This window comes from Pseudomonas sp. MF6767 (assembly GCF_016405475.1).
Taxonomy (GTDB): Bacteria; Pseudomonadota; Gammaproteobacteria; order Pseudomonadales; family Pseudomonadaceae; genus Aquipseudomonas; species Aquipseudomonas paracarnis.
The window spans coordinates 111,103-126,706 of sequence record NZ_JAEKCY010000005.1 but is presented as its reverse complement, the minus strand read 5'-3'; the positions used below and the strand labels follow the sequence as shown (position 1 = coordinate 126,706).

Sequence of the window (15,604 nt, the reverse complement as noted above, 5' to 3'; positions counted from 1 at the left end):
TTTCTTTACTACTCAGTAATTACTGAGCGGTAGCTTCAACCGACGCTTCTACGCGACGGTTAACAGCGCGACCAGCTTCAGTTGCGTTGTCAGCAACTGGGCGGGATTCGCCGTAACCAACAGCAGTTACACGGCTAGGAGCAACGCCGTCTTTAACCAGGACTTGCTTAACAGCGTCAGCACGACGCTGGGACAGCTTCTGGTTGTAAGCGTCTGGACCTACGGAGTCAGTGTGACCAGCAACTTCTACGTTGGTAGCTGGGTACTGAGCCATGAAGTCGGCCAGGTTTTTAACGTCGCCGTAGCTGTTAGGCTTAACAACGGCCTTGTCGAAGTCGAACTTAACGTCCAGCTCAACACGAACAACCTGAGCAACCGGAGCTTCTGGCTCTGGAACTGGCTCTGGAGCAGGTGCTGGGGTAGGAGCTGGAGCAGCTGCGCCAGCGTTACCGCCGAAGTTCACGCCCAGGCCAACCAGTGCGGAGTAGTCCCACTTGCCGTTGTCCAGACCGTAGTCAGCTTCAACACCAGCACGAGCGTACAGGTTGTTGGTGAAGTAGTACTTCACGCCGGTACCGATGGTAGCGAAAGTGGTCTGGTCGCGACCGCTGTGGCCGTCAGCCTGAACGTTGGTACGGCTCTGGTGGCCGAAACCGCCTTCAACGTATGGACGCAGGCTATCAACGCCAGCCTGACCGAAGTGGTACTGAGCAACGAGGCTGCCAGTGTCACCTTTGATCTTCTGGTTGCCAGTGCCGTCGTTCGAACGGGTGTGGTTGGTCTTGTCGTACGACAGATTCAACGACAGATCGTCGGTCAGGAAGTAACCAATGCGAGCGCCTGGGTTGAAGCCGTCTTCGATGTGCTTAACGCTATCGTTGTACTGCTTCTTGTAGAACAGCTCGCCTTCAACTGCGCCTTGGCCTTGTGCCAGAACGCCGAAAGAAGTAGCGGCAATAAGAGAACCAATGGCCAAGCCCAAGGTGTTTTTCAGTTTCATCCGTTAAATCCCCATCTGGTGATTGTAAAGCAGTCCCACAAACCGGGGGACAACTCGGCGACAAGTCTAACAGAACTTGCCTACACGTAAGAGATATTTGCTACGCACTAAGTTTCAGTCTCGCCCGCAAATTTCTCACGTAATTTATCAAGAGCACGCTTGTACCGCATTTTTGTAGCACTCAAACCCATATGCATGATGTCAGCGATTTCCTGAAATTCCAGCTCTGCGACAAATCGAAGCACCAGAATTTCGCGGTCAATCGGGTTCACATGCACCAACCAGCGATCAAGTCCGCCCTTTTCCTCGGGTGCCGGCGCCTTCTCTTCAGACGCCTCCTCAAGGGGGTCCAGACTCAAAGCGTCCATCAAGCGACGCTTTCGCCGTTCCTTCCGATACTGCGTGATGCACTCGTTGTACGTGATGCTGTACAGCCAGGTCTTGAACTTCGATTTGCCCTCGAAGTTCTTCAGGCCGTATAGCACCTTGAGCATCACTTCCTGACAGACATCATCCGCGTCTCTATCGTTCCCCAAATACCTTGAACAAACGTTGAACAGAGTGCGTTGATACCTGCGCATCAATTCTTCGTACGCGCGTGTTACGTGAAACAGCTCCGTGTGCGAGCGCGCGACCAACTCCTCATCAGAGAGCTCACGGGGGTCATAGCGCATGGACAGCGTTTGGGCTTTATTCAAAACAAGTCGTGCCGACAGTCAGGTCAATGTCCGCTGCAACCCGGTCACCCGGGTTTGCGGCGGCGTACATTAGCAGGATTTGCCGGATTAGCGGCTACTGACCTGCTGCTCCAGGAGAATCCGGTTGGACAGCGACACCAGTTCCCCGTCATCGGTCAGCACGGTCGTCTTGACTGTGCCGATCTCCTCGATTTGCCCTTCGACCTCGCCCACACGCACCTGTTGCCCAACTTGATACAGCTCACGCACATAGATTCCCGCAAGAATCTGACCGGCAATTTCCCGGCTTCCCAACCCCATGGCCAGCGCAACTGCCAGACCAACGGTAATCAAAACAATCACAATAACGTGGTTGAGCAGGTCAGTCTTGACCTCCAACTGGCTGATCGCGACGGAAATACTGATGATGATCACCAGCCCCTGTGCGATTCGCCCCAGGCCTGCCGCGTAGTCCAACCCCACGCCTTCGGCGGCCCCGCGCACCAGCCCGTTGGCCAGTTGCGCGAGTAAAACCCCCACCAGCAGCACCAGCGCGCCGCCGAAAACTTTCGGCAAATACAGTGCCAGCATGTCGAGCGTAGCTGAAACTCGCTCAAGTCCAAGGGACTGCGCTGCAGAAACCAGAAAAATAAGTAGAACGAACCAATAGACGATCTTGCCGATCAGGGTCGAAATCGGTACTTGCAACCCTGCGCGGCCGAGCAATTTGGTCAGGCCAGTGCCCGCCATCAGGCGATCGAGCCCCAGTTTGGCGAGCAATTTGGACAGCAGGGTATCGAGCAGCTTGGCCACGACAAAACCCAGCAATACCAGGACCAGGGCACCAAACAGGTTGGGAATGAAATTCGCCACCTTGGTCCACAATGCGGTCATCGCGGTGACCAGGCTCTGGGTCCAGAGATCAAGTTCCATATTCAATCAGCCTTATCAGCAGTGCTAGCAAGAGGTTTACGACGGGAAACCGGTGACACATGGGCCGAACCATTGTTCAGGGCCATCATCAACGCCGGCAACCAACGCCCGAGCAGACCGAACAGGTCACCCGCCCCTACCTGACGGTTGGCGGTTTTCAGTACGCGGCCCAGGCAGGCATCGTCATCACGGTTGGATGGCGAAGCATTGAGCATGTCACGCAAAGACTGTTCGAACGGATCGTGCATAGAGACCTCTCGCAAGTGATTTAAAAGACGAGGGTAAAATTCATCGGGTCACATCGGCCCTTTCTTACGTTCAGGTCATATTCAGGTCAAACCCAGCGCAATCGTCGAAACAGCCACCATTGCCCCAGTGCCACAGACACCATCAACAGGCACGCAATCATGAATCCATAAGGGCTGGCAGAGAACGGAATGCCGCCCACATTGATACCGAGCAAACCGGTAAGAAAACTCATCGGCAAGAAGATCCCGGTGATGATCCCGAAGCGGTACATGGTGCGGTTCATGCGCAGGCTCAAGCGCCGGTCTTCAGCCTCCAGCACAAGCCCCACGCGCTCTCTGGCCAATTCCAGCTCTTCCAGGTAACGGGTCAGGCTGTTGTGCAGTTCGTTCCAATAGTCGGCATCGTCGTCGCAGAACCACGCCAATTTGATTCGTGTCAGCTGGGCGAAAATATCCCGCTGGGGGGCCAGGAAGCGCTTGAGTCCGGCGGCTCTTCGACGGATCTGCAGAACGCTGCCGTGCTCCGGGGTATACCGTTCGTCGGCATCGAGTTTTTCTTCCTCGGAATCGACGATTTCAGACAAGCCAGCGACCAGATCCTGCACTTTGTTGGTCAGGTACTGAGCCATATAAAGGATGAGTTCAGACGCCGTCCTGGGGCCTTTGCCGTCTGCCAGTTGCACCAGCAACTCATCGGTAGCGCGCAAGGGGCGCAAACGCAGGGAAATCACTCGGTTGGCGGCGGCGAAGATGCGCACCGACACCATGTCTTCCGGCTCCGCGCCTGGGTTGAGATTGATCCCGCGCAGAAACAACAGCAATTCGGCGTCCGGCAGCGGCAACAGGCGTGGGCGGGTGTTTTCCTCCAGCAGCAAGTCACAGGCAAACTCGCTCAGGCCGCTGGATTTACGCAGCCAGGTCTGGGTTTGAGGATGGCTGCGATCCCAGTGCAGCCACAGGCTTTCCTGGGGCTGCAACTGCAAATCGTCGAGCTCAGTCCGGGCAATCGAACGCGCACCGCCTTTACCGTCCAGCACCAGGGCATGCACCAGCCCCCATTGCGCGTTTTCTTCTTCGAACATCCTCACCCCGATCGGTTGCGGCAGTTTATTCAGGCATTTTCAGCGGGCTGGGTGACACGATCACCCCGTTGTTATCGGCATAAATGTACTCACCGGGGCGGAACGTCACGCCTGCGAATGTCACCGGCACGTTCAGGTCGCCAAGGCCGCGCTTGTCGGTTTTTTTCGGATGAGAGGCCAGGGCCTGCACACCCAGGTCGGTCTGGGCGATGACGTCTACGTCACGGATGCACCCGTAAATCACCAGCCCTTCCCAACCATTTTTCGCGGCTTTCTCGGCAATCATGTCACCCAGCAACGCGCAGCGCAGCGAACCACCACCGTCTACCACCAGCACTTTACCAGCGCCCGGCAGGTCAGCCTGCGCCTTGACCAGCGAGTTATCCTCGAAGCATTTGAGGGTGACTATCTCGCCACCAAAGGAGTCTCGGCCACCGAAGTTGCTGAACATCGGCTCCACTACCTGCACCAGCTCCGGGTAGGCGTCACACAGGTCGGGGGTCACGTAATGGTTCATCGAGAAACTCCTGTCATCAAAGAAGAGGTCGAACATCCACGGTGTACATCAAGAAAACGCCCCGCGACAGGCATTCTTTAAGCGCCTGCGGGTGGGCGGCGGCCATGATCAAACCACGATCAGCGCAACGCAATACACGTTACGCGACTGAATATGACCAGAAGCGCGTGGCGCGTCATATCTTAGCCGCAACCATTCAAGAGTGAAACGCCCTTGGTAGAGCGTTTCGTCAAACCGCTGCGGACACCTCGGGTTGCGTACCCAACAAGGGTGTCAGCGGGTCGTTCAACCAACGCTCGACCAAAGGCCACACTTGGGCCTGGGCCGCTTTGCTGACCAGCATCTGCACATGGCCGAAATCCTCGCTGAAACCTTGCTGACGTCCCAGGCACAGGTACTGGCGATGCTCGCTGCCCACTTGCTCGAAGAGCTTGCGGCAGGCCCAGTCCGGGTCTTGCCGGTCGCCCGCTGCGCTCACCGCCAACAGCGGCACATCGACCTGCGCCAAGCCTTTCCACCAGTCATGCTCGGCATCGCCAAACCGGCCGAACAGGCCGTTCCAACGCATCGCTTCGATCATCACGCCGGCCGGCTCGTCCTCGGGCCCACGCTTGAAGCGCGGGCCGGACAGATGGGCAAGGCGCTTGAGGATAAAGCGACCGCTCCACTCCACCGGTGGAATTTTCAACGGCCAGTGGGTGCGACTGACCTGGCAGCCGAACAACGCCACCGAGGCCACCCCCGATGCATCCAAGTGCCGCCCACCCAAGGCCGCAGCCAGGGTAGTGGCACCGAGGGAATGCCCGATCCAGTGCGGAATCTGCCCGCTTTGCTCACACACAAACGCCCCCACGGCCGGCAAATCGTAGCGCGCGTAATCGGCGACACGGTTTCTGGCGTAGTCTTGATTGCGTTTGGACAAACCATGGCCGCGCATTTCCGGGATCCACACATCAAATCCGCGACGCGCCAGGTAAGCCCCCAGGCCGATACCTTTGGGCGAATACCAGAAACGCCGGTTGGAAAAACTGCCATGCAACAAAATAATCGGCGTGCCCCGGTTTTCCGGGACATCGGCCAGGCCCAAACGGGTAACCGCCAGCTCGACGGTGCCGTCCGGGCTGTTACCGGGTTTGAGCCGGTAGACGTCTTCACTCAGGTCGCCGCGACGTTCAGCGCTGATCAGGGCGACAGGAAACAGATGGCTGCTGCTTTGCATAATGCTCTTGCACAAAAAAGGGCGGCGTCCGCGAGGATTCCCGCCCTGTACAGATAAGAATGCCGGTCACCCGCAACGAGTGACCGGCACTTTTGACCACGCGACCTTAGGCGGACGCTTGGCCTTCAGCCAGGAAGAACCAGGTTTCCAGCACGGAATCGGGGTTCAGCGAGACGCTCTCGATCCCCTGCTCCATCAGCCATTTGGCCAGGTCAGGGTGGTCCGAAGGGCCTTGGCCGCAGATACCGATGTACTTGCCAGCCTTGTTACAAGCCTGGATGGCGTTGGCCAGCAGCTTCTTGACCGCTGGGTTACGCTCGTCGAACAGGTGGGCGATGATCCCCGAATCGCGGTCCAGGCCCAAGGTCAACTGGGTCAGGTCGTTGGAGCCGATGGAGAAACCGTCGAAGAACTCCAGGAACTCTTCAGCCAGGATGGCGTTCGACGGCAATTCGCACATCATGATCACGCGCAGGCCGTTCTCGCCGCGGGTCAGACCGTTTTCTGCCAGCAGGTCCACGACCTGGCTCGCTTCGCCCAGGGTGCGCACGAACGGCACCATGATCTCGACGTTGGTCAGGCCCATCTCGTTGCGCACACGCTTGAGCGCACGGCATTCGAGCTCGAAGCAGTCACGGAAGGCTTCGCTGATGTAACGCGAGGCGCCGCGGAAACCCAGCATCGGGTTTTCTTCTTCCGGCTCGTAGAGCTTGCCGCCGATCAGGTTCGCGTATTCATTGGACTTGAAGTCCGACAGGCGCACGATGACCTTTTTCGGGTAGAACGCCGCAGCCAGGGTGCTGATGCCTTCGACCAGTTTCTCGACGTAGAAACCTACCGGGTCGTTGTAGCCGGCGATGCGCTTGTCGACGCTTTCCTTGATGTCCAGCGGCAGCCCGTCATAGTTCAGCAGTGCCTTGGGGTGCACGCCGATCATGCGGTTGATGATGAATTCCAGGCGGGCCAGGCCCACACCGGCGTTCGGCAACTGCGCGAAATCAAAGGCGCGGTCCGGGTTGCCGACGTTCATCATGATCTTGAACGGCAGGTCGGGCATGGCGTCGATGGAGTTTTGCTTGATATCGAAGCCCAGCTCACCTTCGAAGATAAAGCCGGTATCGCCTTCGGCGCAGGAAACGGTCACGCCCTGGCCATCCTTGAGGAGTTGGGTGGCGTTGCCGCAACCCACGACTGCCGGAATCCCCAGCTCACGGGCAATGATCGCCGCGTGACAGGTACGCCCGCCACGGTTGGTGACAATGGCACTGGCGCGCTTCATCACCGGTTCCCAATCCGGGTCGGTCATGTCGGAAACCAGTACGTCACCCGGCTGGACCTTGTCCATCTCGGACACGTCCTTGATGATCCGCACCTTGCCTGCGCCAATGCGTTGGCCAATGGCACGGCCTTCCACCAGCACGGTGCCGGTTTCCTTGAGCAGGTAGCGCTCCATGACGTTGGCCGAAGTGCGGCTCTTCACGGTTTCCGGGCGAGCCTGCACGATGTACAGCTTGCCGTCGTCACCGTCCTTGGCCCACTCGATGTCCATCGGGCACTTGTAGTGCTTTTCGATGATCATCGCTTGTTTGGCCAACTCGCTGACTTCAGCGTCGGTCAGGCAGAAACGCGCACGCTCGGCCTTGTCGACCTCAACGGTTTTGACCGAGCGACCGGCCTTGGCCTCGTCGCCGTAGATCATCTTGATGGCTTTGCTGCCCAGGTTACGGCGCAGGATGGCCGGGCGACCCGCTTCGAGGGTGCCCTTGTGTACGTAGAATTCGTCGGGGTTGACCGCGCCTTGTACGACGGTTTCGCCCAGGCCGTAGGCGCCGGTGATAAACACCACGTCACGGAAACCGGATTCGGTATCCAGGGTGAACATCACGCCGGCAGTGCCGGTTTCCGAACGCACCATGCGCTGCACGCCGGCAGACAGGGCCACCAGCTTGTGGTCGAAACCCTGGTGTACGCGGTAGGAAATCGCACGGTCATTAAAGAGGGAGGCAAACACTTCCTTGGCCGCGCGGATCACGTTTTCGACGCCGCGAATGTTGAGGAAGGTTTCCTGCTGGCCGGCAAAGGAGGCGTCCGGCAAGTCTTCGGCGGTGGCCGAGGAACGCACGGCAACAGCCATGTCCGGGTTACCGGCCGACAGAGTGGCGAAGGCGGTGCGAATTTCTTCGTTGAGCTTCTCGGGGAACTCGGCTTCCATGATCCACTGGCGGATCTGGGCGCCGGTCTTGGCCAGGGCGTTGACGTCATCGACGTCCAGGGCGTCCAGCGCGGCGTGGATCTGGGCGTTGAGGCCGCTCAGCTCGAGGAAGTCGCGGTAAGCCTGGGCCGTGGTGGCGAAACCACCGGGCACCGAGACACCAGCGCCTGCAAGATTACTGATCATCTCGCCGAGGGATGCGTTCTTGCCCCCCACATGCTCTACATCATGGACGCCGAGCTTATCGAGGGAAACTACGTACTCTACCAAGGTGATCTCTCCACTTTCTGTGTTGGAAAAGCTCAGGACGCGGGTTGCTCAGTAGGAGCTAACGCCAGCGCTTGTGGCCTGGACCTGGAAAATAAGTGAGAATGCGGCCCACTGCGGGACGGCAAAATCGCGCCTATCATATCCAAGATTCGCCATCAGCTTAAGGCCCAGGGCTCAAATGAAACGATCTGCTTTCTTTATTTCCGACGGCACCGGCATCACAGCCGAAACATTGGGCCAGAGCCTGCTCGCGCAGTTCGAAAACATTACCTTCGCCAAATTCACCCGGCCTTATATAGACAGCGTGGATAAAGCGCGGGCCATGGTACAACAAATCAATCTGGCGGCTGAAAAAGACGGTTTTCGCCCGATCATTTTCGACACCATCGTCAATCAAGACATTCGTGAGATTCTCGCAACGTCGAATGGTTTCATGATCGACATTTTCTCCACCTTCCTGGCGCCGCTGGAACAGGAGTTGAGTGAACATTCGTCCTATTCCGTCGGAAAGTCCCATTCCATCGGGCATAACTCCAACTATATGGAGCGTATCGAGGCGGTGAACTTCGCCCTCGACAACGACGACGGTGCCCGCACCCACTACTACGACAAGGCCGACCTGATACTGGTGGGCGTGTCGCGTTGCGGCAAGACCCCCACCTGCCTGTACATGGCCATGCAATTCGGTATTCGTGCGGCCAACTACCCGCTGACCGAAGACGACATGGAGCACCTGACCCTGCCCGCCGCCTTGCGCGCGCATTCACACAAGCTGTTCGGCCTGACCATCGACCCGGACCGGCTGACCGCCATCCGCAACGAACGCAAGCCCAACAGCCGCTACTCCAGCTATGCCCAGTGCGAATTTGAAGTGCGTGAAGTAGAAAATCTGTTTCGCCGGGAGAATATCGCGCACATCAATTCCACGCATTTTTCGGTGGAAGAGATTTCGGCGAAGATTCTGGTGGAGAAGGGTGTGGAGCGGCGCTTCAAGTGATCTGATCGTTCCCACGCTCTGCGTGGGAACACCGCCTGGGACGCTCCGCGTCCCGCAATAGCGACGCGGAGCGTCGCAAGATGGATTCCCACGCAGAGCGTGGGAACGAGCAATAACGCGGTCTCACAGATGAAACCGCCCGCCCCCCTGCCCCAACGCCGTCGCCAGCGCATCAAACCCCTCGCGCAATAACTGATCATCACCCGACGTGTTGCAGATACTCGCCCGAATAAACTGCGGCACCGCCGTCTGCCCCACGGCAAACGCCTCGGCGGTGGCGATCAGGTAATTATTCTGCTTGAGCTCTGCCTCGATTTCCGAGGCGCGCCAGGGCTCCGGTACTTCGATCCAGAAGTGCGGGCTATTGAGGTGGGTGCGATAGGCCAGGCCGGTCAATAAATCTTCGACCAGCGTCTTGCGACGGCTGATCTCGTTGATCTGCTGACGCAACAAATATTCCGCCGTGCCGTTTTCAATCCACTGGGTCGCCAGTTCCAGGGTCACAGGTGTGGCCATCCAGCAGGTCGAACGTAGCGCCGCCGAGATGCGGCTGACCAGCGCCGGCGGCGCATGCACGTAGCCCACCCGCAAACCGGCCGATACCGCCTTGCTCAGGCTGCTGATCAAGATCGTACGCTCAGGCGCGAAATAGCTGAGGGGCGGCGGACGGTCCTCCACCAGCACACCGTGGGCTTCGTCCTCCAGAATCAGCAGGTTATGTTCGCGACACACCCTGGCCAAGGCTTCGCGGCGCGCCACCGACAACACAGCGGTGGTCGGATTCTGGATAGTCGGCGTGCAGTACAACGCCGAAATACGGTGATTGCGACAGACCTCATCCAGCGCCGTGGGCAGTACGCCTTCCTCATCCATCTCCAGGCCGATCAGCCGCACCCCCAACATGCGTGCGGCGGTAATCAGCCCGGGATAAGTCAACTGCTCGGTGACCACCGTATCGCCAGCACGCAGCAACGCCATCATGGCGCACAGCAAGCCGTGCTGGCCGCCGTTGACGCAGATGACCTGCTCGGGAATCGGATGAAACTCGCGCTGTACCAGCCATTGCGCGCCCGCTTCACGGTAACGCGGCAGGCCGGCGTCGGGGGTGTAGGCGCTGATGTCCTGGAGGAACTTGGCGTTGGTCGACAGGGTTTGAAAGCTCTGGGCGAGAAACACCGTCTCTTGCCCGGGAATGTGCATGTTGCGGCTCATGTCGAAGTACTGGCGCGGCTCCTCGCTGAAATTACGAAAGCCCTCATCACGCTGGCGCTCCATCCCACGCTTGCGCACGAAGGTGCCGTCACCTACCCGTGCAACCACTAGGCCCAGGCGTTCCAGTTCACCGTAAGCCCGGCTGATGGTGCCGATGGTCACGCCTAAATTGTCGGAAAGCACCCGATGGGGCGGCAGTTTTCGTCCCGGTTCAATCAAGCCTTCGAGGATGCCCCGTTCCATCACATCAGACAGGCGCTTGTACTTCACGCCCTGCCCGTTGGACAGGCCCTCACGCATAATTGACACCATGTCAATATTTGTTTTGACAGCCATCTTTCGCCCTAATAGTGTGCTTTTACGGGTTCAATCGCCGATAAACATAACTCATTACAAGTTCAATATAGAGTTCAATTTCGGCCCAGGGAAGCAATAAACGATGCCAATGTCCGCCGTTCTCGAAAACACTGCAAAAACAAAAACGCAAAAACAGTGGCTCGCCGGGCTGGTGACCAGCGTGATGTTCCTTATCGTGTGCCTGAGTTGGGGCACTACGTGGCTGGGCATCAAGATCGCCGTCGAGAGCGTGCCGCCGCTGACATCTGCCGGCCTGCGCTTTCTCATCGCGTTTCCGCTGTTCCTGTGTTTTGCCATGGTGCGCCGTGAGCCGATCCTGTTTCCCCGGGAAAGCCGCTGGTTCTTCGTATTCGTGACCCTGTCCTACTTCAGCGTTCCCTACTATTTGCTCAATTACGGCGAAATGCATGTGTCGTCGGGCCTCACGGCCCTGCTGTTCAGCTGCATGCCAGTGTTCATCCTGATCTTCTCCGCGCTGTTCCTGCGCGAGCGCATCTATTTCTCCCAGGTGGTCGGCATCGGCATTGGTTTCGGCAGCCTTTACATGATCATCAAGAGCCAGGGCCTGCACCTGGACCACGCCGAGTTCTTCGGGGTACTGGCCATTCTGAGCGCCGCGATCATGCACGCCTTGTGCTATGTCATTACCAAACAAAAAGGCAGCGCCATCAGCGTCATCACCTACAACACCCTGCCCATCGGCATTGCCGGGCTGATGCTGTTCCTGGCCGGCCTGTGGTTTGAAACACCGACGTTCGACGACATCACCCTGCGTTCCTGGAGCGCGCTGTTCTACCTGGGGCTAGTGGCCTCGGTGGGTGGGTTCATTGTGTATTTCATGCTGCTCAAGCGCCTGAGCCCGATCATCCTGTCGTTCGTCTTCATCATCTTCCCGGTGTTCGCGGTCATCATCGGAGCCTGGTACGAAGGCGTGGAAATTTCCCGCGACCTGATGCTGTACTCGGCGATCCTGCTGGCCGGCTTTGCGATTACCAAGTTGCCGATCGAAAAACTCATGGCCAAGAAAAAGTGACCCTCAACCAACGCGAGAGAAACATGGACGTCCTCCGCCCCACCGCCCTGGAACAGATCTACGCCCACGCCAGCCGCAGCTACCCCGAGGAGTGCTGTGGTTTCGTCTTCGCCGACGGCAGCGTGTACCTGGGCAGCAATATCCAGAATGAGCTGCACCGCAAGAACCCCGAGATGTACCCACGCAGCGCGGCCAATGGCTACACCTTTTCGGTGGCCGACACCTTGCTGATGAACAAGGCGTTTCGCAGTGACAACCCGGTGGTGGTGATCTACCACTCACACCCGGATGTCGGCGCCTATTTCAGTGACGAAGACCAGGACAAGGCACTGTTTCTGGGCGAGCCGATCTTCCCCGTCAGCTATTTGGTGGTGGATGTCCGCCAGGGCCAGGCCCTGGGCTCCAAGCTGTTTGCCTGGGATGGCAAGCATTTCTCCCTTCAACCTTTCAACGACCTGCACACGGAGTTGTCCATGAACGCTGTCTCTTTCCCCGACATTCTGGTTCGCGTGGCCAAGCTGCCGGAATCGACCCTTGAGGGCGCCGGATCGACATTGCGCGAAGTCATTGAAAATCTCTGCACCCATCACCCCCAATTGCGTCAGCACCTGTTCCATGAAAAGAACAACCAGCTCAAGGAACACTTCCTGTTTACCGCCGAGGAGGCGCTGATCGAAGCCGATGAAGCCCTGCCGCCGAAATCCCGGATCGAAGTGTTGCTCGCCACCTCAGGTGGCATGGACATCGATACCCTGAGCAACGAAGAAGTGCAGCGCTACGTGCGCCACATCACCCTGCCGGGCGTGGGCCGCGAAGGCCAATTGAACCTGAAGAAAGCCAAGGTGCTGGTCATCGGTACCGGCGGGCTGGGCTCGCCCATCAGCCTGTACCTGGCGGCGGCCGGCATCGGCACCCTGGGTCTGGTGGACTTTGATGTGGTGGAAAGCAGCAACCTGCAACGCCAGATTGTGCATGGCAACAGCACCCTGGGCATGCCCAAGGTCGAGTCCGCCAAGCAGCGCCTGCTGGACCTCAATCCGCATATCCAGATCAACGCGTACAACACCGCGCTCAACAGCGACAACGCCCTGGAACTGGTGGGCGCCTATGACCTGGTGATCGACGGAACCGACAATTTCGACACCCGCTACCTGGTCAACGACGCCTGTGTGCAGTTGGGCAAACCTTTGGTGTACGGCGCTATCTACCGTTTCGACGGGCAGATCAGCGTGCTCAACTATAAAGGTGGGCCGTGCTATCGCTGCCTGTTCCCCAAGGCCCCACCCGCAGAGTTGGCACCCAATTGCAGCGCGGGCGGTGTGATCGGTGTGTTGCCGGGCGTGGTCGGTATGATCCAGGCCACCGAGGCGATCAAATTGCTGATCGGTATTGGCGAACCCTTGTCCGGCCGCTTGATGCGCTTCGACGCGCTGGCGATGAAGTTCAGCGAAATCCGCTTCAAGCGCCGCGCTGATTGCCCCTGCTGCTCGGACCTGCGCCATAGCGAAACCGTCGCGCCGGCCACCTGCGCCGATGCCGTACCGAGCCTGCCCTCCCTGGCCGCGGAACGCTACATCAAGCCCCAGGTGCTCAAGCAAGTGCTCGAACACCCCAGCAGCGCCGATGTATTGCTCGACGTGCGGGACGCCAGCGAACTGGAAGTGTGCAAATTACCGGGCGTGGTGCATATCCCGTTGGCAGAGCTGGACGGGCAACTCGCCAGCCTGAGCCGCGACAACACCCACTACCTGATCTGCTACGCAGGCGCCCGTGCCGAGCAAGCCGCCAGCACCCTGTTGGCGGCTGGCTTTGCCAACACCAAAGTCCTCCAGGGTGGCATGAAACATTGGGTTCGCGACGTCGAACCTGACATGCCGTTGTACTGAAAGTGGGGACGTGCTGATGCTGCATAACTCCATTCTCGACGTCATCGGCCAAACGCCGATCGTGCGTCTGGCCCAGTTTTCCGAAGACCTCGGCATCGAGGTCTACGCCAAGCTGGAGTCCCTCAACCCCGGCGGCAGCCACAAGGCGCGCATCGCCCTGGGCATGATCCTGGATGCCGAGCGCCGCGGCGTGCTGATCCGTGATTCCGGGCAGACCATCATCGAACCCAGTGGCGGCAACACCGGCATTGGCCTGGCGATGGCCGGCAATGTGCTGGGCTACAAAGTAGTGCTGGTGATCCCTGACAACTACAGCCCGGAAAAACAGAAACTGCTGCGTCTGTATGGCGCCAGGGTAGTGCTGTCCGACAGTCGCCTGGGCAATAACTCCCACGGCGAAAAGTGCATGGAGCTGCAGTTGGAGAACCCCAACTATGTGATGCTCAACCAGCAACGCAATGGCGCCAACCCCCAAACCCACCGCGACACCACCGCCCCGGAAATCCTTCGCGCCTTCGGTGAACAGCGCGTGGACTACTTCGTCAGCGGCATTGGCACCGGTGGACACATCACCGGTATCGGCGAAACCCTCAAGGCCGCCTGGCCGGCGCTGCGGGTGATGGGTGTAGAACCGGAAGAGTGCGACCTGCTCAAAGACCAACACGCAGCGCACGGGATCCAGGGCCTGTCGATTGGCCTGATCCCCAGCATCCTCAACCTGGACGTGATCGACGGCATGCTCAAGGTGTCGCACGCCGATTGCCTGGACATGATCAAACGCATCATGCGCACCGATGCCATCAGCCTGGGGCTGTCTTCGGCCGCCAACATGGTTGCCATCGCCCAACTCGCCCCCGAACTGCCGCCTGAAACGGTGGTGTTGACCATGGTCTACGACAATGCCGACAGCTACCTGCCCAGTTTCGAATAACGGGGCTTCCAACCATTCAATGTACGGGGGTGTCTCCATGGGGGGCTTTATCGACATGCAACAGCTGCACGATGAGTTGCTCACCCACCTCATCACCACCCTGACGCCCAGACAGATGAAGCAGCTGGAGCCGCACCTGGCACCGTTGATCCAGACCGCCGCCCAGGCGGTGGCCGAGGACCTGATTGCCTATGCCTATCGCGACCCCGCGTCCCGTGGGCGCGGTGAGTTGATCCTGGAATCCTACGCCTCGTTCAAGGCCGTGCTGTTCTACCGCCTTGCGCACCTGGTGTGGCATTTCCAGGCCGCTGACCACGGCGATTTTTCGCGCATGGCCCTCAAACTGAGTAACCAGGGCAAGATTCTCTCCGGCGCCGAGATTCACCCGGCAGCGCGCATCGGCCGGCGCTTTGTGCTGGACCATGGCTACGGCACGGTCATCGGCGAGACCTGCGTGATCGGCAACGACTGCTACATCCTCTGCGGCGTGACCCTGGGTGCGCGCGGTATTGCCAACAACCCGGACGGCAAACGCCACCCGCGCCTGGGCAACAACGTCGAAGTCGGCGCCGGCGCCCGGGTGCTGGGCTATGTTTCGATCGGCGATAACGTGTTTATCAGCCCCTCCTGCGTGATTACCCAGGACGTGCCGGCAGGCACCAAGGTCAAGGTGGTCAACCAGATCCAACTGCAGAAAAACGATGAATCGGACCACAGCAACTACCTCGGCGCCTTTGCCCTGGATGAGCGCTTGCACGTGGTGGGCGAAGTGAGTGCCGGCCACAAGGTCACCGTGCTGGACGCCGACTTTCATCCGCTGCAAGGGCTGATGCTCGAACCCACGGTGAAAGAGCGGCACCACCTGCAGTTTCGCCTGCGTCGCCTCGACAACGACGAGCAACTGCCACGCCTGCCGCTGAACCTGAAGGTGTGCGGGCCGGAATTTGAAATCACCCTGCTCTCTCCCCCTGGCTTGAGCGCACTGGTGCGCCACCTCTTGCAAGCCACCCCATTGATCGTCGGAGGTTGA

Annotated in this window: 14 protein-coding genes; 5 read left to right on the top strand and 9 right to left on the bottom strand. The window is 59.0% G+C overall.

Translation table 11 applies throughout. From position 1 onward, the window contains the following. Positions 1-19 precede the first annotated feature (19 nt). The 8 genes from JFT58_RS10865 to ppsA all read right to left on the bottom strand — a co-directional run bounded on the left by JFT58_RS10865 (position 20) and on the right by ppsA (position 8,158). The gene (locus tag JFT58_RS10865) at positions 20-1,000 is read right to left on the bottom strand and encodes an OmpA family protein (protein ID WP_019820540.1); all 981 of its coding nucleotides are present in this window, start codon (positions 998-1,000) and stop codon (positions 20-22) included. A gap of 107 nt (positions 1,001-1,107) precedes the next feature. Beyond that, positions 1,108-1,698, bottom strand: a complete 591-nt coding sequence (sigX, locus tag JFT58_RS10860) for an RNA polymerase sigma factor SigX (RefSeq protein WP_103299598.1) — start codon at positions 1,696-1,698, stop codon at positions 1,108-1,110. Positions 1,699-1,785: 87 nt separating this feature from the next. After that, positions 1,786-2,610, bottom strand: a complete 825-nt coding sequence (locus JFT58_RS10855) for a mechanosensitive ion channel family protein (protein ID WP_003193288.1) — start codon at positions 2,608-2,610, stop codon at positions 1,786-1,788. 2 nt (positions 2,611-2,612) lie between these two features. After that, a complete protein-coding gene (locus tag JFT58_RS10850; RefSeq protein WP_014719486.1) occupies positions 2,613-2,858 on the bottom strand; it encodes a hypothetical protein in 246 nt (81 codons plus the stop codon). An 86-nt stretch (positions 2,859-2,944) separates the two neighbouring features. Beyond that, positions 2,945-3,940: a zinc transporter ZntB gene (locus JFT58_RS10845; RefSeq protein WP_054897192.1), complete on the bottom strand. Its 996-nt coding sequence runs from the start codon at positions 3,938-3,940 to the stop codon at positions 2,945-2,947. A 25-nt stretch (positions 3,941-3,965) separates the two neighbouring features. Further along, a complete protein-coding gene (gene rraA, locus JFT58_RS10840; RefSeq protein ID WP_014719488.1) occupies positions 3,966-4,457 on the bottom strand; it encodes a ribonuclease E activity regulator RraA in 492 nt (163 codons plus the stop codon). A gap of 229 nt (positions 4,458-4,686) precedes the next feature. Next, positions 4,687-5,676 (bottom strand): alpha/beta fold hydrolase, encoded by a 990-nt coding sequence (locus JFT58_RS10835; RefSeq protein ID WP_054897193.1) that lies wholly within the window; start codon positions 5,674-5,676, stop codon positions 4,687-4,689. A 106-nt stretch (positions 5,677-5,782) separates the two neighbouring features. After that, on the bottom strand, positions 5,783-8,158 hold the full coding sequence (gene ppsA / locus JFT58_RS10830) for a phosphoenolpyruvate synthase (protein WP_003193296.1): 2,376 nt from the start codon (positions 8,156-8,158) through the stop codon (positions 5,783-5,785). Between the two features lie 178 nt (positions 8,159-8,336). Here ppsA and ppsR point away from each other — a divergent pair, with 178 nt between their 5' ends. After that, the gene (ppsR, locus tag JFT58_RS10825; protein ID WP_003193298.1) at positions 8,337-9,155 is read left to right on the top strand and encodes a posphoenolpyruvate synthetase regulatory kinase/phosphorylase PpsR; all 819 of its coding nucleotides are present in this window, start codon (positions 8,337-8,339) and stop codon (positions 9,153-9,155) included. Positions 9,156-9,278: 123 nt separating this feature from the next. Here ppsR and JFT58_RS10820 read toward each other — a convergent pair whose 3' ends face one another. Beyond that, complete coding sequence (locus JFT58_RS10820) at positions 9,279-10,703, bottom strand: aminotransferase-like domain-containing protein (RefSeq protein ID WP_054897194.1); 1,425 nt, start codon at positions 10,701-10,703, stop codon at positions 9,279-9,281. Between the two features lie 109 nt (positions 10,704-10,812). On the opposite strand from JFT58_RS10820, the gene JFT58_RS10815 reads away from it, so the two are divergent. The 4 genes from JFT58_RS10815 to JFT58_RS10800 are packed head-to-tail and all read left to right on the top strand — an operon-like array spanning position 10,813 to position 15,604. Then, positions 10,813-11,757 (top strand): DMT family transporter, encoded by a 945-nt coding sequence (locus JFT58_RS10815; RefSeq protein ID WP_034128416.1) that lies wholly within the window; start codon positions 10,813-10,815, stop codon positions 11,755-11,757. 23 nt (positions 11,758-11,780) lie between these two features. Further along, a complete protein-coding gene (gene moeB, locus JFT58_RS10810) occupies positions 11,781-13,643 on the top strand; it encodes a molybdopterin-synthase adenylyltransferase MoeB (RefSeq protein WP_054897195.1) in 1,863 nt (620 codons plus the stop codon). Positions 13,644-13,659: 16 nt separating this feature from the next. Next, the gene (locus JFT58_RS10805) at positions 13,660-14,574 is read left to right on the top strand and encodes a PLP-dependent cysteine synthase family protein (protein WP_034128415.1); all 915 of its coding nucleotides are present in this window, start codon (positions 13,660-13,662) and stop codon (positions 14,572-14,574) included. Between the two features lie 37 nt (positions 14,575-14,611). Further along, positions 14,612-15,604: a serine O-acetyltransferase gene (locus JFT58_RS10800; RefSeq protein WP_034128354.1), complete on the top strand. Its 993-nt coding sequence runs from the start codon at positions 14,612-14,614 to the stop codon at positions 15,602-15,604.